Genomic DNA, 19,051 nt, shown 5'->3' on the forward strand with positions numbered 1-19,051 from the left:
GTCGATGAGTAAATCAGATAAATTGTTTGCTTTGCTGGTGTCCCGTGAATTTCAATTCTATGCCTGACAACACGCGATCGCGACTGCACCAACTCCTCCAAGAGCGGATTGAGTATCCAGAGCGGGAGAGTGAAATAGACACGCTGATTCATCAAACGTTTGATCATAACTGTGCCATTTTGGTGCTGGATTTATCCGGTTTTTCGCGACTAACGATTCGCCACGGCATTATTCACTTTTTGACCATGGTGCATCGGATGAGCGCGATCGCCAATCCAATTGTTATCCATCACCAAGGGCGCGTGATTAAACAGGAAGCCGATAATTTATTTGCGGTTTTTTCAGAGGTGCCTATGGCAGTGGATGCAGCCGTTGATATTTTGAAGGGTTTTGCTGCCGTAAACACAGGCTTACCCGATGAAAAAGATCTCCATGCCAGCATCGGCATTGGGTATGGCACCACCTTGCTGATTGGCGACAGTGACCTTTACGGCAGCGAAATGAACCTAGCAAGCAAACTGGGCGAAGACTTGGCTCATCGCAATGAAATTTTGCTAACTGAACAGGCTTTCCAGCAGCTAGCCGATGCATCCAATCAATCTTGGGAACAACTTAGCTTTTCTATCTCCGGACTAGAGCTAATTTCCTATGTCCTAAGATGAGGGAGGACTTTACTGCTTTGTTGGTTCGGTTCTACTCACTGTGGTACAACTAACGCAATTGTTAGAGTAACTTGTAGAAAGATAACGCAGCTTGATTGAGGTTTTGATTGTGAATCACCAAGAACGTTTGCCAGAGTTTATTACCGACGAAGTTGAAAAGGGCAATTCGCTGTTGCAATATGTGCAGTCGATGCCGGCTGAGACGATCGCGCAGTTGTCTAGACCCGACTCCGTGGAAGTATTTCAGGTTGTAGAACGAAATATTATTGGGCTATTGGGTGGACTTCCAACCGAGGGCTTTAACGTCCAGGTTTCCACGACTCGTGAAGACTTGGGTCGATTGTTGGCTTCGGCAGTGATGAGCGGATATTTTCTTCGCAATGCGGAACAGCGGATGGCATTTGAAAAGTCGTTTGCGATCGCATCCGATGCGACAGCAGAGTAACCAGGCTTCTCTGCGCCAAACCGTAGACAGAGAATTGATTAGAATGGACTCGGTGAGCGATCGCTTGCCGAGTTCTGTCATTTTTGCGCTCCGTTCTACATTGCTGAATTGGTACAGCCAACAGGGTCGCGATCTTCCCTGGCGACGCAGCCGTGATCCCTATGCCATTTGGGTATCAGAGATTATGCTGCAACAAACCCAAGTTAAAACAGTGATTCCTTACTACGATCGCTGGCTGACCCAATTTCCTACCCTTCAAACTCTGGCATCTGCCGATCAGCAGCAAGTATTAAAAGTTTGGCAAGGCTTGGGATACTATGCCCGTGCTAGAAACTTACACCGCGCCGCTCAAGAAATTGTTAGCCAGCACAATGGCATTTTTCCAACCGATTTGCAAATGGCGATGAGTCTGCCCGGAATTGGGCGCACCACAGCGGGAGGCATTTTGAGTGCTGCATTTGATCAGCCAACCCCCATTTTGGATGGTAATGTGAAGCGGGTACTGGCGCGATTGGTTGCCCTACCCGTGCCAACCTCCAAAGCGATCGCCCCACTCTGGCAGCTATCGGAAGCCCTGCTCGATCCGGCTCATCCCCGCGATTTTAACCAGGCATGGATGGATTTGGGCGCAACTATTTGTTTACCGCGCAACCCGCTGTGCGATCGCTGTCCTTGGCAGCCTCACTGCTCTGCTTACAATCAAGGTATTCAAAACCAGCTTCCTATGACTGAAACTCGTTCCCCCATTCCGCGCAAAATCATTGGTGTTGCTGTCATCTGGAACGACGCGGGACAAATCCTGATCGATCGCCGCAAACCCGAAGGACTGCTGGGTGGCATGTGGGAGTTTCCTGGCGGCAAAGTAGAACCGGGCGAAACGATTCCAGATTGTATTCAGCGCGAAATTCAGGAAGAACTAGGGATTGAGATTGAAGTCGGCGATCGCCTGATCGTGGTAGACCATACCTACAGCCATTTTCACGTCACCCTCAACGTTCATCACTGTCAGCACATCAGCGGCGAACCTCAAGCGATCGAATGTGACGAAATCCGCTGGGTTGAACTCGCCGACTTAGACAGCTACCCATTTCCTAAAGCCAATCTACAAATTATTGAAGCACTGAAAAAAGAAAAGGATGGATGAGGTGCCAAGTGGAAAGGGGTGGACGAGTAGAGGAGTGGAGGAGTGGAGAGGCAAAACTCAAAACTCAAAACCCAAAACTTAGAACTCTTCTTTCACCATTCTTCACTCGCCCTTTCCACTTCTGCCGACTGCATCACTCTCCTAGCAAACGTTTGCTGCTAGGATGAGAAGCTTAATTCATCTACGTCGATCGCATCTCCGTTCTGTCTACTTTTGAAGCAGGGGGCATCTATGGCGCTTGAAAAAAATGGTAATGGCACCACAAAATCGAAGCATATTGTTCTAACTTCCCACCCGAATCGGTTTGGACCAAAGCCGATTCCGATTCATTGGGGAGCCAGTGATCCGCTAAAACGAGGCGCGATTATTGGCACATTGACCAATTCTGCTCAACGGAATGTGATTGGTTCTCATTCGGGTGCCTATGGCATCTATCGAGCGCTGGCAGTGGCTAGTGGGCAGTTACAGGCAGATCACCGCGCAGATTTAACGAATACGGCTCCGGCTGATTTGGTAGGACCTCATGCCGCTTGGTTTGATCCCCAAAAAATTGTCTCGCTTGATCCCTTTGGCGCTTTAGTCGGAGAACTCTACGCCTCGCTGTATGAAACTGGATATGACATTCGCCCGACGATCGCGGTGACCCAAGCCCACATCAATATGCCCGAACTGGTGGAGGCGATCGCGAAAGGACGCTTGCAGGTAGACGGCAAAATTATGAAACAGGGTGGCGATCTGGTGGTGACAAAGGCAGCGATCGAACCTGTCTGGTATCTCCCAGGAATCGCCCAACGGCTCGGTGTCACAGAATCCGATCTACGACGGGCACTGTTTGAACAGACGGGCGGCATGTTTCCAGAATTGGTCACCCGTCACGATTTGCATGTATTTCTGCCGCCGATCGGGGGCGCGACCGTCTATGTGGTGGGCGATCCGGCTGCGATTACCGACCCCACCACCCCTCTAGCCGTGCGGGTTCACGATGAATGCAATGGCTCCGATGTATTTGGCTCCGATATTTGCACCTGTCGTCCCTACTTGGCTCACGGCATTGAAGCCTGTGTGCAAACGGCTCAAGAGGGCGGAGCCGGGGTGATTGTCTACTGGCGCAAGGAAGGAAGGGCGTTGGGAGAAGTGACTAAGTTTTTGGTGTATAACGCCCGTAAGCGACAAGAAGGCGGCGATCGCGCGGATGCCTACTTTGCCCGTACCGAATGCGTCGCTGGCGTACAGGATATGCGTTTCCAAGAACTGATGCCCGATGTGCTGCACTGGTTAGGCATTACTCGCATCGATCGCTTCATTTCTATGAGCAACATGAAATACGATGCTGTGATTCAATCGGGCATCGAAATTGTGGAGCGGGTGCCGATTCCCCAGGATTTGATTCCTCTGGATGCTCAGGTGGAAATTGAAGCCAAAAAAGCCGCTGGCTACTACTCCAATGGGGCTGTCTTATCAGCTTTAGGACTTGCAGGCGTAAAAGGACGGGATCTGTCTGAATAATGCTGAGTCAACCCGCCACCTTGACCGATCCGTTGGATCAGGTCGCTTATTTACGATCGCCCCATGCCATCCGAGAACGCTGCACCCAGCTATTTGAACTGGCATTGAGCGATCGCCTATCCTACTTTCGCTGCGATTTAACCCAGCTAGAACCCACTGCCGACTATGTTCTGCGCGTCATGCAGCAGCACTACCCTGATTTGGATATTCCTTTTCATAGCCGCTGGCGACACTTTGAAGTAGGCGGAACCGATCGCTTAATCTACCTAGAGCGATTGCTAACGGGATTAACGCCAATTGAAAAAGCTCGCGCCAAATTTGACCTAGCGATCGTTAGCGTCTTACTGGATGCTGGAGCCGGAGCCACATGGCACTACACCGAAGCCAGCACCAATCAAATGTTCACTCGCTCAGAAGGGTTAGCGATCGCCAGCTTTTGGATGGTCTGCCACGGGATCTTCTCCAGCGATCGCGCCCAGCCACTTCAAGCTGACGCGGATGCTCTGCAAAAAATCACCGAAGAGGCACTAACGACAGGTTTTCAAGTCACCTCCAAAAATCCCCTAGTGGGTTTATCCGGTCGCACCCAACTGTTGCAGCAACTCGGACGTACCCTACCCCAACATCCCCACCTCTTCGGCACTCAATCCCCCCGCCCCGGAATGCTAGTAGATTACCTACTAGAGCGATCGCACAAGGGCACCCTCACCGCTGCCCAAGTCTTCAGCGCCGTCCTAGAAGGCTTCAGCAACATTTGGTCAGGGCGGCTCACTTTCGCTGGAGTTAACTTAGGTGACGTATGGACACACTCCGCCCTAATTCCTCTTCCCTCTTTCCTCTTCCCTTCCCTAATCCCCTTCCACAAACTTTCCCAATGGCTCACCTATTCCCTGCTTGAACCTTTACAAGAACTTGGCTTAGAAATTACTGGACTAGACGAACTCACTGGCTTGCCCGAATATCGCAACGGCGGTTTATGCATTGACCTAGGACTGCTGCAAGTCAAAGATTCAACTATTCTGCAACAGCCGCAATCGGTCAGTTCTGAAGCGATCGTCGAATGGCGCGCCCTCACTGTCATTCTGCTTGATCGCATTGCCGAAACCATTCGTCAAAAGCTTAGTATGAGCGCGATCGATCTTCCCCTCATCAAAATCCTGCAAGGCGGCACATGGACAGCCGGGCGACAGATCGCCGCCCACCTCCGACCCAATGGGACTCCCCCGATCCAACTCGCCAGCGACGGCACAGTGTTTTAGGAAATGACGAATAGCGAATGGCGAATGGCAATCTCAAAACTCAAAATATTTCCTACGGAAACGCTTCGCGAACAAAACTCAAAACTCAAAACTCAAAACTCAAAACTCAAAACTCAAAACTCAAAACTCAAAACTCAAAACTCAAAACTTATATTCCCCATGCCCTCAAAAGTAACCGTAATTGACCATCCCTTAATTCAGCACAAATTGACACTCATGCGGCGAGAGGAGACAAGTACAGCAAAGTTTCGATCGCTGCTGATTGAGATTAGTATGCTGCTGGCGTATGAGGTGACGCGCGATTTGCCGCTGAAATATGAGGTGATCAAAACGCCGCTGGCAGAAATGAAAGCGCCTGTGCTGGCTCCTGAAAAAAAGCTGGTGATTGTCTCGATTATGCGAGCGGGTCAGGGCATTTTGGACGGGATGTTGCAGTTGATGCCATCGGCACGGGTGGGGCATATTGGCTTATACCGTGACCCGCATACGCTGACTCCGGTAGAGTATTACTTCAAAGTGCCGCATGATATTGAAGAGCGGGACATGATTGTGGTAGATCCGATGGTTGCCACCGGAAATTCGGCGATCGCGGCGGTGGATCGGCTCAAAGAAACGAACCCTAAGACCCTCAAGCTCGTCTGTCTATTAGCGGCACCCGAAGGGATCGCCAATTTTCATGCTCATCATCCCGATGTTCCGATCTACACGGCTGCGATTGATGATTGCTTGGATGAACACGGCTACATTATTCCGGGTTTGGGCGATGCGGGCGATCGACTATTTGGCACCAAATGAATCTGCGGAACGAGGGTATTTGAGCCTGAATCTACTCTCATCTCGCCACCCGCACCTCTCACCTCACTGTTTATGGAAACCTACTTGCTGCTGAAACTGTGCCCTCAACTGATGACCTCAGAGACATTTCAACCCTTTGGACAAGTGATTTTTGCCTGTCCAGATGATCAGCCCTATGGCGATCGCGACGCTCAACTTCAACTCCAAAACGGCATCCCGCGACTTTACATCATGCGTCGGCATAATCGTGGGCTTAAGTTTAACCACATCACCCGACACCAACGCTGCACTCAATGTTTAGGCGCATTAGAAGGAAAAGAGTGGTTTATGGCAGTAGCAGCACCCAGTGAAGCGGCTGCCCCAGAGTGGGAAGATATCATCGCCTTTCGGATTCCGGGCAACTGCTTTATTAAGCTGCACGAGGGAACTTGGCACGCAGGACCCTATTTTGAGCAACCCGCGATCGATTTTTATAGTTTGGAATTGAGTGATACAAATCTAGTCGATCATCACACCTGCAACCTACTCGAAACCTATGGAGTGGATTTTGAGATCCTGCCCAGTTCTATCGGGGGTAGTGTTTGGTGAGTCAATCGCTGTAAGCTGATAGCTGAGCGACTTTTGGAAAGTAAACCCATGAAAGACAAACTGCTGGACTGGCTGAATCTAGCGTTGATGGCAAATTTGTTTTTTGTGCTGTTCTGTTTTGTCTGGTTAGCGATCGCGGTGGTGGGTCGCACTAGTGGCGTTCCCCTCGGCTTAGACCTGTGGTACAAACTGTGGCAACCTGTAGTACAGCCTGCGATCGGAATTTTGATGACTGGCGCGATCGTCAGTGGCGTTTCCAGTTGGGTATCCAAAAAGTTCGATCGGGCTGGATGAAATGCCAGAGGCTTATTCTTGTGCGAGTACTTCTTCCAAGGCTATTTTCAAGGCAGGATATTGATATTGAAATTCGGTAGCTTGAGTCCGTTTTGGCAATACCTGTTGACCTTCCAAAACGACGATCGCGCCATCTCCTAGCAACGCCTCGATCGCAAATGCAGGCACGGGTAGCCAAGACGGGCGATTCATCACCTGTCCTAGCGTATTGCAAAATTCCGCCATCCGAACCGGGTTAGGAGCAGTGGCATTGAAGACCCCTTCCATGCTGGGCTGAGTTAAGGCTTGCATGATCAGATTGACGACATCCTCACGATGAATCCAGGAAAACCACTGCTTGCCCGTGCCAATCGGTCCGCCTGCAAACAGTTTGAATGGGGTCAACATTTTAGCGATCGCGCCGCCCATCCCCAAGACAATCCCCAACCGTAAAATCACCAATCGCACGCCTGTCTCTTTTACCCTCTGCGCTTCTGCCTCCCACACTTTGCAGACATCTGCTAAAAAGTCATTGCCTGCCGGACTCGTTTCTTCAAAAGCTGCCGTTTCGCTGGTGCCATAAAACCCGATCGCCGACGCGCTGACTAATACCGATGGCTTAGGATTTGCCTGGGCGATCGCCTCCACCAGTTTTTGTGTGCCCACTTGCCGACTTTCTACAATGCCTTGCTTATGGGTCGCTGTCCAGCGCTCCGAAATCGGCTCTCCCGCCAAGTTGACTACGCCATCGCAACCCGATAAACGCTGCTGCCACTCGCCCGACTCTAACGGGGTATACGCTACAATTTCTACCGCTGGAAAAGCTGCCGTGGGAAATATTCGTCCCGCCCGCTCTGGATTTCTTGCCAGCACCAATACTTGATGCCCGTCTGCTTGCAGCCGCTCAACCAAACGGCTACCCACAAACCCTGTTGCCCCTGTTACTGCCACTCTCATGAGAACCTCTCAATCAATAGTTTAGTGATTTGCTGCTGTTGGCTCCTATTCTTATGCCGCCAACTTGCCCTTGCTTTCTCCCGTCCCTCAGTATAAGCCTTCGGGGTTTTTTGCTTGATTTCAAAGAGAGTTGCTTGGGGTAGGACACTTTTAGTTGTTGAACTCAAAAAGAAAGTTTTTTTATTGCACGTGGCAGACTGAAAAGACGATAAACGTTCCGTAATGAGGATGGCAATTATCATGCAGCCACTAAAAAGTTTGACTGTTAACTCAGTTGACTCAACAGTGCCTCTGACACTGCAACAAGGTTTGGAGCGCTACTATCAGGCGAATCCAACGTTTGTCCGCGATCGCGATCTGCAAGTCGGCATTCTGCGGATTCCTTGGCACGATTTGCAGCGACACGACATCATGCATGTGGTGACGGGCTATAGCACCAGTTTGGATCAGGAACTGCGGCTGATTGGCTTTTTGCTGACGGCGCTGACTTGGCGACGACCCTGGTATTACTATCTGCAAAGCATCGGCGTGTTTTTTGAGTTATTAGCGCAATCGTTTCGAGGTGAGGCGTGGGGTGGCAACTATTTGAATCCGATGCAGGTCTGCCGTCTATATCTGCAAGGGATTCGGCAAGGTTTAACGGTTTGCAAAAAGATTGATGCCTATATTCAATCCGATCGCGTGATGGGGCGATCGCTAGAGTCTCTGCGGCAGGAATATGGTATCGCCAATCGGGGCGCTTGGGATGAAATCAAGTGAATCACCGATTATCGGCGTTTCCACCAAACCGCGATCGCGGTGCCAAACGCCAACAGCGGCAAAATTCCCAGCGCTAGCCAACTGGTCAAACTTGCTTGCTGGGTTGTCAGATTAATCCGGCGATTTTTGGCATCCTTGGGGCGCACTGCCAAAACAGGTTGCTCTTGTTGACTCAGCCAGCGCACCGAGTTGAAAAACACATCTCCGTTTGCCACCTGCTCTAGCAAGCCGTTGGCGACAAAGCTAGAATTGCCAATCACGACTAGTCGAGACTCTGTTTTTTTGCCGCTTACAGGACGAGTTAAGGCAAACCCCAATACTAAGGGTCCTTGCTGATCGGCAGGCGCATCGTACTGAAGGGGTTGAGATTTCAAATCGCTTTCTGCCCAACTGGTGGCATTGGTAAACAGTAGTGGTGTAGCTTTCACTCCGGTTACTTCTTTGATGCCCAATGGACGCGCCACGGAGAAAAACGCTAGGTTTTCCTGCAAATCTTTGGTAATGGGATGATCTCCAAACTGACTGACCAAGGCATCAGCCGGTCCGAGGTTGACTAGCTTGCCTCCACCAGATGTATCGATCGCCACGCGCTGATCCAGCGACACGCCCCACTGAGTTAGCACTGGGTCAAGTTTGGGGTCAGGGTTGGTCGGGTCAATCAGCAGGAGCAAATTACCACCTTTGTCTAGATAGGTTTTGAGAGTGGTCACTTCAGCGGCTAACAGAGGCTTTTGCGGTCCGGCAACAACAATGACATCGGCATCCTCAGGCAACTTGCGGCTTTCCGCCAGGTTCAGTGGTTTGCCGATAAAATTCTTGTCGCCTAGCAACTTCACCGCTTGATCCATTGCGCCCTTTCCACCGTCGATCGCCCGTTCCCCGTGCCCTTGCAGGAAATAAACCGTGGATTTGCGATCGCTGTTAATTTGCTCAATCGCATTCGTTAGCTTCACTTCAGATAGCCGATCTTGAGCATTCACCGCTTGCACAAACTGCTTGCGCTGATTAGTCGGCTGATTGGGCGATCGCTCCAAAATCACCTCGCCAATATTTTTCATCTCAAGCTGTTTTGCCAAGGAAGGCGCAGCCTGCGGATCGACAAACTCAAAACTAAATTGCTTGCCCAACCGTTGATAGCTTTCTAGCAGTTCTCGATCTTGTGGATTTTGCTGCTTGTCAAACACCCACACTTTCACAGGTTGCGGCAAACTGCGAACCAACTCCTGAGTTTGGGGTGCCAGAGTAAACTGCTGATTTTCTGTTAAATCCACGCGCGAGACATTCTTGGCAGCTAAAAAATTGATCAGTCCCAAAATTGCTAGAACTGCCAGCGTGGACACCACCGCATTTGCCCCTGCCTCCGTCGATCGCCGTCGCCAAAATCCCGGCTGTCCAGAGGATGGGCTTTCTAATGCCAGCAATCCTAGACCCGCGATCGCCACTCCCGCCACTATCATTCCCACCGGAATCGCTCCCCAACCCGCCACCACTCCAGCCGTCAACCCTGCCACAACCAGCATGGGCGCGAACCAAAGCAAATATTTGAGAAAGGGACGAAGAGATTTCATAAAAATGACGAATGACGATTTGCGAATGACAAATGGCGAACTCAAAACTCAGAACTTTTTTTATCTTCCTAACTCAAAACTCAAAATTAAAAACTCAAAACTTTCTTCTCTTACTTACGATCGCTGGAATCGCAGTCCATCAATTGATTGAGCGGTGAGGAAAATACCGAGGAAAATATAGCTAGCAAAAACAATGAGGCTGCTGCTATCAACAATGCCCTGAACTAGGTTGGTGTAGTGCTTGAGTAGGGAGAAATGGGCGATCGCGTCCCCAACTGAACCGCCAATACTTTTGCCCACCAGGTCAATCACCCAAAGAAATAGCACCAGCGCAAAGGTAAACACCGCCGCCAAAATCGTGCTTTCAGTCAAGGACGAGATGAACATACCCAGAGACAAAATCGCCGCCGCCAGCAGAATTAGCCCCAAATGTCCAGATAGCATGATGGCACTATTGATTGGTGGACTGCTGGCATTGAGAGCGATCGCTTGATAGACCATCAGCGGCAGCACTAGCGTTGTGAAAAAGGTGACCACTGCTAGCAGCTTGCCCACGGCGATCGCCCAATTTGTAATCGGTGATGTTGCCAGAAGCTCCAACGTCCGCCGCTTGCGTTCCTCCGCATATAGACCCATTGACAGCACGGGCAAAATGAACAGCGAGAGAGAACCCAAAACACCCAAGAAAAACTGTAAAAACTGATACGGCACATCCACAGGCGGCACCGGAATTCCTGCTTGTTGACCCACCAAATCAGCCTGTGCTGCTTGCTGAATAATTCCCTGGGGTCCCAGCAGCAGAGCCACAAAGAAAAAACCTGCCAACAGCCAAAATACTCCTGCAATCAGGTATGCCAGCGGCGAGACAAAATAGCTCTGCAACTCCCGGCGATAAATTGCCACAATATTTGCAAAAATAATTTGAATTCTGTTCAAGATTTTCATCTAGTCCCTATCCTCCTCTCCAAAAACACCCGTTGGCGCTTACCTGAATACAAAACTTCGGCGATCGTAAGAGTAAGAGGGCGTGGCATTTGGGCAATAAGTTGACGACTCGATTAGAGACCGACTGCCAAATGCTACGCCCCTACGTTTCACTGTCTGCTGCGTCCGTTGTGACATCCTCCATTGTCAATTGCAAAAACACATCCTCCAAACTGGCTTGTACCCGACGCATTTCCAATAAGCCTAAGCCAGACCCGACGATCGCCCCTGCTAGCGATCGCCCCGACAACTCCCCTTCAGCACCTACCACGCGCACCCGACACAATCCTTCTGGCAACTCAGCCGCCACCGACTTCACACCCTGCACTTCTGCCACCGATTGAATCACCCGTTGCGCGTCTTCCCAACTGCCCTCAATCTCCAATTCGTAGCCAGAACCGCCCCCTCGCTGCGCCATCAACTGCTCCGGCGTATTTGTCGCCACCACGCGCCCCTGGTGAATAATCGCCACCCGGCTACAGGTCATGCTCACTTCCGGCAAAATGTGGGTTGAGAGAATCACCGTATGGCTGCCTGCCAGATTTTTAATCAAATTGCGGACTTCAATAATTTGCCGTGGATCAAGCCCCACCGTCGGTTCATCCAAAATAATCACGGGTGGATCATGGACGATCGCTTGAGCAATGCCCACTCGTTGCCGATAGCCTTTAGAAAGCTTACGAATCAAGCTAGTACGACGATCCATCAAGCTAGTTTTTACCAGCGCCGACTTCACCTTTGCTGCGCGATCTCCCGCATTCACGCCCTTAATTCGCGCCACAAAATGCAGAAACCCTTCCACCGTCATATCGGGATAGAGCGGCGGCGTTTCCGGTAAGTAGCCAATCCGCGATCGCACTGCCATCGAGTTCTGATGCACCTCATAACCCGCTACTTTCGCCGTCCCGCTAGTGGCTGGCAAATAGCCCGACAAAATCCGCATCGTAGTCGTTTTTCCGGCTCCGTTGGGTCCCAAAAAGCCCAAAATCTCCCCCGGCTCCACAGAAAACGTGACATCGGCAATTCCCATCGGAATCGTTTCACGAACCGCCGAAGCCGTGCCATAGAGTTTGCTGAGATGCTCTACTTCAATCATGCTCACCTCGTCACGCTGCGATCGCATTTTGGTGCGTTGACCATTGCCCATCGTAAACCACCAGAGCGACGACCGTGTAACCAGATTTGTGAATAGCTTGCTGTGTAGCGCCCTGAGAATCCTTAGAATAAAGCTGAAGTGATGTGTCGAGGCACTTGCCATGAACCTCAAACTCGAAGCAGCGGCTCCAATCCTTTTAGAAGAACCGTTACTAGACGACCAGCGGTTTCTGCTGGCTGGCATTACCTGGGAGCAGTATGAAACTCTCCGCGATCTGCTGGATCAGTCAGGGTTACGCATGACCTATTTAGAAGGTTGGTTAGAATTATTCATGCCATCAGAAAAACATGAGCGTATTAAGAAAACCATTGCCCGATTGTTAGAGCAATACGCGATCTCGCAAAACATTCGGCTGTATGGCTATGGATCTTCTACTTATCGCAAACAGGCAAAGCAGCGAGGCTTGGAGCCTGACGAGTGCTATTACCTGAATACGAAAAAAGAGGTGCCAGATATTGCGCTCGAAGTAGTAGTTACAAGTGGTTTAGTCGATAAACTCGCCGTCTATCAAGGGCTAGGCGTTACCGAAGTCTGGATTTGGCGAAATGATCAGCTTGAAATTCATCATCTGCGTCAGTCTGGTTATGAGCAGCTTTCCACCAGCGAACTGTTGCCGGATTTAGACTTGGCTTTGCTGACTCGCTGCGTCGCGATCGCCGACCAACACGATGCCGTCACCGCCTTCCGAGATACCCTCCGGCAAAAAGATGAATCTTGAGGAAGATAAAGTGATTTTTATTTTTCATATAACGACGCGATCGCAGTGGCAACAGGCACAACAACTCGGCGAGTATCGAGCGGACAGCCTGGAAACAGAAGGTTTCATCCACTGCTCTACAATTGACCAAGTTGTAGGAGTTGCCAACCGTTTTTATTCAGGACAAACTGGATTGGTTCTACTCAAGATAGAGCGCGATCGCCTCAAAGCCCGTCTACAATTTGATGCGATCGAAACCGGAGAACTGTTTCCTCATCTCTACGGCGCACTGAACCTAGATGCTATCGTTCAAGTGATAGAGTTTGAACCAGAAGCAGATGGATCATTTCAAAACATTCCGCTATAAACCTCTTACTGAGCATTCGTCACTCGCAACTCATCACTCGTAACTCTTCTATGGCAACCATTCTTCGAGATCTCAGCTATCGCTATCAGTGGCTTTATGACGGCATTTCTCGATTGTCGGCGTTGAGCGTGGGTGGCGAATGGCGATTTCGCCGGCTAGCCTTGGAGGGGCTGACGATCGCACCAGAAACCGCTGTGCTGGATTTATGCTGTGGCAGTGGGCAGACCACTCAAGTATTGGTTGAGCGATCGTGTCAGGTGACCGGGTTAGATGCCTCGCCATTTTCGCTCAAACGCGCTCAGAAAAACGTGCCCCAAGCCGAGTATGTCGAAGCCTTTGCCGAGGCGATGCCCTTTGCCGATAGCCAGTTTGATCTGGTGCATACCAGCGTCGCCATGCATGAGATGGAGCCTGATCAACTGCAAAAAATCTTTGGCGAGGTATATCGGGTGCTGAAGCCGGGAGGATCATTTGCAATGGTGGATTTTCATCAGCCAACTAACCCGGTGTTTGTACCAGGAGTGGCGATTTTTTTGCTGCTATTTGAAACTGAAACCGCTTGGCAGCTACTCAAGACGGATTTAGTGGAAACATTGACCGCGATCGGTTTCCAAGTCACGAAACACTCTCTCCATGCTGGTGGCAGCTTGCAAGTCATTCAGGCTCAGAAAGGCTAGTTATCTCCTTTTTTCACTTTTTCTAGATCAAAATGGTTGTTTTTATCGTTAAAGTTTTTGTACTCTCCGCCCTGATTTCGATCGCCATTAAATATGGTGCGCCCTATTTTGAGGTTGCTGAAACCAATATAACCGCGCTCGTTGTGGTCGTGTTGCCGAGTATACTAATGGCGATCGCGTTGGGTTGGCGATCGCAATTCCCTAAGTTATGAAAATTTTGAGTTTTGTTCGCGTAGCGTCTCCGTAGGAGATATGTTGAGTTTTGAATGGATTTAGTGTTTGTCAAAACTTGGAATTAAAATGTCATGACTCGCTATTCAAAACTATTCATTCCTGGAGCGGCTTGTGAAATTAGGAGAATGGCTTTCACTGCTGGCATTGGTTGCCGCTGTCTACATCCTTTGGCAAATCAAGGATGTGCTGCTGTTGGTGTTTGCAGCAGTGGTACTTGCCAATAGCTTAAATTTGCTAGCGCGCTGGTTGCAGAAAAAGTTGAGTATTCAGCGATCGCCTGCCGTACTCATCTCAATTGGATGCTTGGTTGCTGCCTTGGTGCTGTTCTTCCAAATTATTGTGCCGTCGTTTGCCAAACAGATTCAGGAAATCTATGTGCTGGTGCCCCAAGGAATTCGCCAGCTAAATACTTGGGTCAATTCTGTGGATAACGTGGTTCCGGATGACCTTGAGCGCTATATTCCAGACGTGGATAGTCTGATCGAGCAGGCAATGCCGTTTGGGAATCGCTTGCTCGGGGGATCTTTTGCCTTTTTCTCTAATTCCTTAGGATCATTGCTGAATGTACTGCTGATTGTGGTGCTGGGCATCATGATGCTGGTGAATCCTGCTGCCTATCGCGGTGGATTTATCCGGCTGTTCCCATCGTTTTATCGGCGGCGGGTAGATGGCATTCTTGAAGAATGTGAAAGTTCGTTGGGTAGCTGGATTGTGGGAGCGCTGATTAGCATGAGCGTGATTGCTGTGCTGAGTACGCTTGGGCTATCGATTATTGGGGTTAAAGCAGCGCTGGCAAATGGGGTGTTGGCTGGATTGCTCAATTTTATTCCTAACTTGGGTCCGACTTTTAGCGTGATCCCACCCATGGCGATCGCCCTGATCGATTCGCCCGTTAAAGCGTTGCTAGTATTAGGTCTTTATGTCGCTATTCAGCAGTTTGAGAGTAATTTTCTTACGCCTTATGTGATGTCGCAACAGGTCAATTTGCTGCCTGCCGTTACCTTACTAGCTCAAGTGTTTTTCGCTACTATTTTTGGCTTTTGGGGATTGCTGCTTGCTTTGCCCTTAGTGGTGGTCTGCCAAATTTGGATTCGACGAGTGCTGGTAGAAGATATTATGGATCGGTGGACGGTGCCGTCTCAGGCTCAAGACTGCTCTTTCCAATCTGCTCCCGCTGGCACTGCCCCTGCTGTTTTAACCGAAACCGTCCTGCAATCCACTGACAATCCTTTAGATAATCCCTTAGAACCAGATGACCTTTGGGCGGACGCGATCGACAAGCCAAAAGACCAATAGTTTTGAGCTTTGTTAGTCCTTTAGCCTAGTTTTGCCGACCCGTAGGGACTTCATAGAAATTTTTACCTTTTACCTTTTGCCTTCTTTTTATGCTTCAAGCCCTAATTTTCGATGTGGATGGAACCCTTGCTGATACCGAGCGAGATGGACACCGAATTGCTTTTAACCAAGCCTTCGCGGAGTCAGGATTAGATTGGGAATGGACGGTGGAACGCTACGGCGAGTTGCTGGAAACGACGGGCGGCAAGGAGCGATTGCAGCGGTATTTGAAGGAAGATCAGCCTAATTATCCCTTAGCCACGGATGCGCCCACTTGGGCAGCCACAATTCACAAGCTGAAAACGAAGCACTATAAAGCGTTGATTCAGGCGGGTAGTATTCCTTTGCGTCCGGGTGTGCGGCGGCTGATTCAGGAGGCACGGGAAGCGGGACTTAGATTGGCGATCGCCACAACGACCACGCCAGAAAATGTGACGGCACTTTTGCAAGCGGCACTCGCGTCTGATAGCCTTGACTGGTTTGAAGTGATTGCGGCAGGTGATATTGTTCCGGCGAAAAAGCCTGCTCCTGATATTTATTTATATGCTTTAGAAAAAATGGGGCTAAATCCAGCGGATTGTTTGGCGCTGGAAGACTCGCAGCAAGGCTTAAAATCTGCGGCTCAAGCAGGGCTGAAAACGGTGATCACCCTGAATGATTACACTAAAAACCATACCTTTTCGGGGGCGGCGATCGTGCTTGATCAGTTTGGCGAACCGGATGCGCCTTTTCAAGTGATTGCAGGTAATGCGGGCGAAAAATCCTACTTTGATGTGGCGCTGGCGCGATCGCTGGCAGACAGTCCGTAATCGCATAAACCTCAAAACTGCGAGTTGAGATTCTAAACTGCTTCAACAGATCGAATGAACCCTGAAATGGTTACAATGTCTAAGCGTCAGCGTTAGTCATTTACAACGATTGACTGTAAACAGGTATGACACAAACAGGTATGGCATAGGAGGCTTGCTGTGAAAGAGATTTTAGTCAGTTTGGGAGTCATGCTGGCATGTGTGCTGGTTCTGGTGGTTGCCCAGTTTAGCAATGGACAACCCAACGCGATCGCGGCTAAACTGCCCACCACAGAAACGATTTCAACTACCCTGCCTCAGTCTGCCCAACTGATTGCCCAATCGCCTACTCCCCCCATTACAACTGCAAAAAAAGTGGAAGCATCTAAAAATTACGTAACAACTGCCTCCGGTCTAAAATACCTTGATTTGGTTGAAGGCACGGGCGCTGATCCGGTCAAAGGTCAAACTGTAAGCGTGCATTACATCGGCACCTTAGAAGATGGCACCAAGTTTGATAGCTCTCGAGATCGCGGCGCTCCCTTTAAATTCAAGCTGGGGGCTGGACAAGTGATCAAAGGTTGGGATGAAGGGCTTTCTACCATGAAAATTGGTGGTCGCCGTCAGTTGGTGATTCCACCTGGCTTAGGCTATGGCGATCGCGGAGCCGGTGGTGTGATTCCGCCCAATGCAACCCTAATATTTGATGTGGAGCTTTTGGGTGCAGGTTAGAAAAGTTTTGATTTTTGAGTTCTAAGTTTTGAGTTCTGAATCATGTCGTCTCCGTTTGAAGAGAGAACGGGCGGTTAGATTACGCCATTAGCTGTGAGAAATGCATTAAAAGTGGGGCGATCAGGCATTGCAGCTTGCGCCCCTTTTTTTGTGGTCGCCAAAGCGCCAGCCGCCGCACCCCAAACCACCGCCTGTCGCAACGATGCGCCTTCTACTAATGCCGCTGTTAACCCTCCGGCAAAGGCATCTCCTGCCGCCACAGTGTCGATCGCTGCGACTGGAAATGCTGGCACAAAAAACGTTTCATCTGGCGTAGCACAAAATACTCCTTGAGCGCCCAGCTTGACGATCACCGTTTTGGCTCCCTGTTGTTGCAGCACCCCCGCTGCGATCGCGGCGGTATCAGGGGAAGTAACCGGAAACCCAACCAACTGTCCGGCTTCTATTTCGTTGGGCATCAGAATATCAATAAAAGGATACAAAGGCGCGATCGCTTCAGTAGGCACTGGAGCCGGATCGAGAATCACCTGCACACCTAACCCATGAGCTATCTGAGCCGCTTGTTTGACTGCCGCGATCGGTATTTCTAATTGCAACAGTAGTAATTGGGTGTCCAGCAGTTTGGTTCTCAGCCGCTCCACATCTGTTTCATCTACATTGCCGTTTGCCCCAAACACTCCAATGATTTGGTTCTCACCCGTTGCCGCCACCGTAATCATCGCCACGCCTGAATGAGTGGCATCTACCAAAACGCCATCCGTTCCCACGCCGACAGCTTTTAACTCAGCCAGAAGCTCTAACCCAAACAAATCAGTTCCTACCCGACCGATCATTTCTGTGAGAACTCCCAATTTTGCCGCCGCCACCGCCTGATTTGCGCCCTTGCCGCCCGGTGTCATATAAAAATCTGAGCCAATCAGCGTTTCACCCGACTGAAGTAAACGCGGCGATCGCACGACCAGATCCATATTGAGGCTGCCAAACACAATGATAGACATGGCTTACCACCCCCAACTTCCAGCCGCACCTTTGAAGGGACCGACAATATCGCTGGTAATCCAGCCGCCATAAAAGCTGCCGGGTTGAGGCTGCACTTTTTCGCTATCCACATAGCAAGCATCCATGGGGGCTGGATAAAAAGCAACGTGATCTTTAATGTCGGCAAAGTCTTCCGTTGGCTGCGGATAATACCAGCCGACATTCTCAGCCTGCTTATCTCCCACAACAACCGTATAGTAAGCGCCCTGTCCTTTCCATTCGCAGTAGGTGGAGCGGGGGCTTTTCACCAAATATTCCAGCTTAATGTCGGCAGGGGGAATGTAATAAACAGGCGGATGACTGGTTTCTACCACTCGTTTAGCGTGATGCGTATCCGCGATCGCGACTCCATTAAAAATAATCTGGATATGTTTTGAGGTTTCCTCCAAGCGCGGAGGGCGGGGATAGTCCCATACAGATTCTTGACCGGGCTGAGGCTCAATGCGATCGGGGTGCATGGTTAAACCGGATTAAGGACTAGCAGATGATCCATTGCCAAAATTTGATATGGTCAAAAGCAGCGTGGTTTAGAACTCGTCCTTATCATGCCAGAAAATCAGTCTTGGATTGATCAAATTAGTCGAGTGGGGTCGCCAATCGCGATCGCAGCAATTATTGGCTATGGCACTTGGGACTTAATCGTTCAACCTTTGTTTCAAGGTGAAACGTTAAGCAACGTCTGCACAGCAAGAATTCTGAGTGTGTCTGTCAACAAGCTAAGTCTTAACCCAGAGTTTGCAGAGGATGAACCTCAGCTTCCTGAAGGGCTGCCTATTGTCGTTCCTGCCGGAGAAAAACGAGCCATTACCGTTCGGCTAGAAAATCCAGACCGAAAACCTGTGCTATTCACCTGGAAAGCCGATCGCGGTAAGATCAATCCTCAAGGCAGTTCTGCCAGCAGTCGCGCTGTTTATACGGCACCCAAAACGCTGATGAATGATCCGGTGAGCGTTCTGGTTCAAGTCCAGGGCTGCGATTTAGAAGAACGTTCTTTGACCATGGCAGTGGTGCCTGCAACCCCTGCTCCTGACCCCTTGTCGGTCAGTCCTCCCTAGGTTAGTCCTCTATAGGTTGGTAAACCATGATC

The 19,051-nt window shown here is 50.1% G+C and carries 23 protein-coding genes; 17 read left to right on the forward strand and 6 right to left on the reverse strand.

Going from position 1 to position 19,051, the window contains the following annotated elements:
- Positions 1–44: 44 nt before the first annotated feature.
- From AB3R30_RS17005 to AB3R30_RS17040, 8 genes are all read left to right on the forward strand, one after another.
- The gene (locus AB3R30_RS17005; RefSeq protein WP_458650399.1) at positions 45–662 is read left to right on the forward strand and encodes an adenylate/guanylate cyclase domain-containing protein; all 618 of its coding nucleotides are present in this window, start codon (positions 45–47) and stop codon (positions 660–662) included.
- A gap of 109 nt (positions 663–771) precedes the next feature.
- Entirely contained in the window at positions 772–1,107 is a 336-nt protein-coding gene (locus tag AB3R30_RS17010) for a DUF760 domain-containing protein (protein WP_458650400.1), read from the forward strand.
- Positions 1,064–2,251: an A/G-specific adenine glycosylase gene (gene mutY / locus AB3R30_RS17015; RefSeq protein ID WP_458650401.1), complete on the forward strand. Its 1,188-nt coding sequence runs from the start codon at positions 1,064–1,066 to the stop codon at positions 2,249–2,251. Before AB3R30_RS17010 ends, mutY begins: the two co-directional genes overlap by 44 nt.
- A 231-nt stretch (positions 2,252–2,482) precedes the next feature.
- Positions 2,483–3,757, forward strand: a complete 1,275-nt coding sequence (locus tag AB3R30_RS17020) for a GTP cyclohydrolase II (protein WP_458650402.1) — start codon at positions 2,483–2,485, stop codon at positions 3,755–3,757.
- Positions 3,757–5,016, forward strand: coding sequence for a URC4/urg3 family protein (locus tag AB3R30_RS17025; protein ID WP_458650403.1), 1,260 nt, complete (start codon positions 3,757–3,759; stop codon positions 5,014–5,016). Before AB3R30_RS17020 ends, AB3R30_RS17025 begins: the two co-directional genes overlap by 1 nt.
- A gap of 3 nt (positions 5,017–5,019) precedes the next feature.
- Positions 5,020–5,811 carry a uracil phosphoribosyltransferase gene (gene upp / locus AB3R30_RS17030; RefSeq protein ID WP_458650404.1) on the forward strand — a complete coding sequence of 264 codons (792 nt, stop codon included), beginning with the start codon at positions 5,020–5,022 and terminating at the stop codon, positions 5,809–5,811.
- Between the two features lie 72 nt (positions 5,812–5,883).
- Positions 5,884–6,399: an ureidoglycolate lyase gene (locus AB3R30_RS17035; protein ID WP_458650405.1), complete on the forward strand. Its 516-nt coding sequence runs from the start codon at positions 5,884–5,886 to the stop codon at positions 6,397–6,399.
- Between the two features lie 48 nt (positions 6,400–6,447).
- Complete coding sequence (locus AB3R30_RS17040; protein WP_458650406.1) at positions 6,448–6,693, forward strand: hypothetical protein; 246 nt, start codon at positions 6,448–6,450, stop codon at positions 6,691–6,693.
- Between the two features lie 12 nt (positions 6,694–6,705).
- Here AB3R30_RS17040 and thyD read toward each other — a convergent pair whose 3' ends face one another.
- Positions 6,706–7,629, reverse strand: a complete 924-nt coding sequence (gene thyD, locus AB3R30_RS17045) for a thylakoid membrane protein ThyD (RefSeq protein WP_458650407.1) — start codon at positions 7,627–7,629, stop codon at positions 6,706–6,708.
- A gap of 240 nt (positions 7,630–7,869) precedes the next feature.
- Between thyD and AB3R30_RS17050 the strand changes: the two genes are divergently transcribed.
- Positions 7,870–8,388, forward strand: coding sequence for a hypothetical protein (locus AB3R30_RS17050; protein WP_458650408.1), 519 nt, complete (start codon positions 7,870–7,872; stop codon positions 8,386–8,388).
- An 8-nt stretch (positions 8,389–8,396) separates the two neighbouring features.
- Here the strand turns inward: AB3R30_RS17050 and AB3R30_RS17055 are convergent, their stop codons facing one another.
- The 3 genes from AB3R30_RS17055 to AB3R30_RS17065 form a co-directional block, all read right to left on the reverse strand.
- The gene (locus tag AB3R30_RS17055; RefSeq protein WP_458650409.1) at positions 8,397–9,956 is read right to left on the reverse strand and encodes a GldG family protein; all 1,560 of its coding nucleotides are present in this window, start codon (positions 9,954–9,956) and stop codon (positions 8,397–8,399) included.
- 114 nt (positions 9,957–10,070) lie between these two features.
- A complete protein-coding gene (locus AB3R30_RS17060) occupies positions 10,071–10,901 on the reverse strand; it encodes an ABC transporter permease (RefSeq protein WP_458650410.1) in 831 nt (276 codons plus the stop codon).
- Positions 10,902–11,043: 142 nt separating this feature from the next.
- Positions 11,044–12,087, reverse strand: coding sequence for an ABC transporter ATP-binding protein (locus AB3R30_RS17065; protein ID WP_458650411.1), 1,044 nt, complete (start codon positions 12,085–12,087; stop codon positions 11,044–11,046).
- Positions 12,088–12,196: 109 nt separating this feature from the next.
- On the opposite strand from AB3R30_RS17065, the gene AB3R30_RS17070 reads away from it, so the two are divergent.
- The 7 genes from AB3R30_RS17070 to AB3R30_RS17100 all read left to right on the forward strand — a co-directional run bounded on the left by AB3R30_RS17070 (position 12,197) and on the right by AB3R30_RS17100 (position 16,926).
- Positions 12,197–12,814, forward strand: a complete 618-nt coding sequence (locus AB3R30_RS17070) for a Uma2 family endonuclease (protein ID WP_458650412.1) — start codon at positions 12,197–12,199, stop codon at positions 12,812–12,814.
- On the forward strand, positions 12,804–13,160 hold the full coding sequence (locus AB3R30_RS17075; protein ID WP_458650413.1) for a DUF952 domain-containing protein: 357 nt from the start codon (positions 12,804–12,806) through the stop codon (positions 13,158–13,160). The genes AB3R30_RS17070 and AB3R30_RS17075 overlap by 11 nt, the downstream gene beginning before the upstream one ends.
- A 50-nt stretch (positions 13,161–13,210) precedes the next feature.
- Positions 13,211–13,837: a class I SAM-dependent methyltransferase gene (locus AB3R30_RS17080; RefSeq protein ID WP_458650414.1), complete on the forward strand. Its 627-nt coding sequence runs from the start codon at positions 13,211–13,213 to the stop codon at positions 13,835–13,837.
- A 32-nt stretch (positions 13,838–13,869) separates the two neighbouring features.
- Positions 13,870–14,049 (forward strand): hypothetical protein, encoded by a 180-nt coding sequence (locus AB3R30_RS17085; RefSeq protein WP_458650415.1) that lies wholly within the window; start codon positions 13,870–13,872, stop codon positions 14,047–14,049.
- Positions 14,050–14,182: 133 nt separating this feature from the next.
- Positions 14,183–15,367: an AI-2E family transporter gene (locus tag AB3R30_RS17090; RefSeq protein ID WP_458650416.1), complete on the forward strand. Its 1,185-nt coding sequence runs from the start codon at positions 14,183–14,185 to the stop codon at positions 15,365–15,367.
- Positions 15,368–15,456: 89 nt separating this feature from the next.
- On the forward strand, positions 15,457–16,215 hold the full coding sequence (locus AB3R30_RS17095; protein ID WP_458650417.1) for an HAD family hydrolase: 759 nt from the start codon (positions 15,457–15,459) through the stop codon (positions 16,213–16,215).
- Positions 16,216–16,374: 159 nt separating this feature from the next.
- Entirely contained in the window at positions 16,375–16,926 is a 552-nt protein-coding gene (locus tag AB3R30_RS17100) for an FKBP-type peptidyl-prolyl cis-trans isomerase (protein WP_458650418.1), read from the forward strand.
- A 74-nt stretch (positions 16,927–17,000) separates the two neighbouring features.
- Here AB3R30_RS17100 and rbsK read toward each other — a convergent pair whose 3' ends face one another.
- The gene (gene rbsK, locus AB3R30_RS17105; RefSeq protein ID WP_458650419.1) at positions 17,001–17,924 is read right to left on the reverse strand and encodes a ribokinase; all 924 of its coding nucleotides are present in this window, start codon (positions 17,922–17,924) and stop codon (positions 17,001–17,003) included.
- A gap of 3 nt (positions 17,925–17,927) precedes the next feature.
- Positions 17,928–18,422: a DUF427 domain-containing protein gene (locus AB3R30_RS17110; protein ID WP_458650420.1), complete on the reverse strand. Its 495-nt coding sequence runs from the start codon at positions 18,420–18,422 to the stop codon at positions 17,928–17,930.
- Between the two features lie 87 nt (positions 18,423–18,509).
- Here AB3R30_RS17110 and AB3R30_RS17115 point away from each other — a divergent pair, with 87 nt between their 5' ends.
- Complete coding sequence (locus AB3R30_RS17115) at positions 18,510–19,019, forward strand: tail protein X (protein ID WP_458650421.1); 510 nt, start codon at positions 18,510–18,512, stop codon at positions 19,017–19,019.
- Positions 19,020–19,051: the final 32 nt, after the last annotated feature.

The sequence above is a fragment of the Sivoneniella epilithica UHCC 1019 genome (genome assembly GCF_040830845.1).
In the GTDB taxonomy this organism is placed as follows: Bacteria; Cyanobacteriota; Cyanobacteriia; order Leptolyngbyales; family Leptolyngbyaceae; genus ULC077BIN1.

Excerpts from the sequence above, each read along its gene's own strand:
- AB3R30_RS17075 (WP_458650413.1), top strand. The coding sequence starts at position 12,804 with ATGAATCTTGAGGAAGATAAAGTGATTTTTATTTTTCATATAACGACG.
- AB3R30_RS17110 (WP_458650420.1), bottom strand. The coding sequence starts at position 18,422 with ATGCACCCCGATCGCATTGAGCCTCAGCCCGGTCAAGAATCTGTATGG.
- rbsK (WP_458650419.1), bottom strand. The coding sequence starts at position 17,924 with ATGTCTATCATTGTGTTTGGCAGCCTCAATATGGATCTGGTCGTGCGA.
- AB3R30_RS17020 (WP_458650402.1), top strand. The coding sequence starts at position 2,483 with ATGGCGCTTGAAAAAAATGGTAATGGCACCACAAAATCGAAGCATATT.
- AB3R30_RS17070 (WP_458650412.1), top strand. The coding sequence starts at position 12,197 with ATGAACCTCAAACTCGAAGCAGCGGCTCCAATCCTTTTAGAAGAACCG.
- AB3R30_RS17095 (WP_458650417.1), top strand. The coding sequence starts at position 15,457 with ATGCTTCAAGCCCTAATTTTCGATGTGGATGGAACCCTTGCTGATACC.
- AB3R30_RS17080 (WP_458650414.1), top strand. The coding sequence starts at position 13,211 with ATGGCAACCATTCTTCGAGATCTCAGCTATCGCTATCAGTGGCTTTAT.
- thyD (WP_458650407.1), bottom strand. The coding sequence starts at position 7,629 with ATGAGAGTGGCAGTAACAGGGGCAACAGGGTTTGTGGGTAGCCGTTTG.
- AB3R30_RS17060 (WP_458650410.1), bottom strand. The coding sequence starts at position 10,901 with ATGAAAATCTTGAACAGAATTCAAATTATTTTTGCAAATATTGTGGCA.
- AB3R30_RS17115 (WP_458650421.1), top strand. The coding sequence starts at position 18,510 with ATGCCAGAAAATCAGTCTTGGATTGATCAAATTAGTCGAGTGGGGTCG.
- AB3R30_RS17035 (WP_458650405.1), top strand. The coding sequence starts at position 5,884 with ATGGAAACCTACTTGCTGCTGAAACTGTGCCCTCAACTGATGACCTCA.
- AB3R30_RS17055 (WP_458650409.1), bottom strand. The coding sequence starts at position 9,956 with ATGAAATCTCTTCGTCCCTTTCTCAAATATTTGCTTTGGTTCGCGCCC.
- upp (WP_458650404.1), top strand. The coding sequence starts at position 5,020 with ATGACGAATAGCGAATGGCGAATGGCAATCTCAAAACTCAAAATATTT.
- AB3R30_RS17025 (WP_458650403.1), top strand. The coding sequence starts at position 3,757 with ATGCTGAGTCAACCCGCCACCTTGACCGATCCGTTGGATCAGGTCGCT.
- AB3R30_RS17050 (WP_458650408.1), top strand. The coding sequence starts at position 7,870 with ATGCAGCCACTAAAAAGTTTGACTGTTAACTCAGTTGACTCAACAGTG.
- AB3R30_RS17040 (WP_458650406.1), top strand. The coding sequence starts at position 6,448 with ATGAAAGACAAACTGCTGGACTGGCTGAATCTAGCGTTGATGGCAAAT.
- AB3R30_RS17065 (WP_458650411.1), bottom strand. The coding sequence starts at position 12,087 with ATGGGCAATGGTCAACGCACCAAAATGCGATCGCAGCGTGACGAGGTG.
- AB3R30_RS17085 (WP_458650415.1), top strand. The coding sequence starts at position 13,870 with ATGGTTGTTTTTATCGTTAAAGTTTTTGTACTCTCCGCCCTGATTTCG.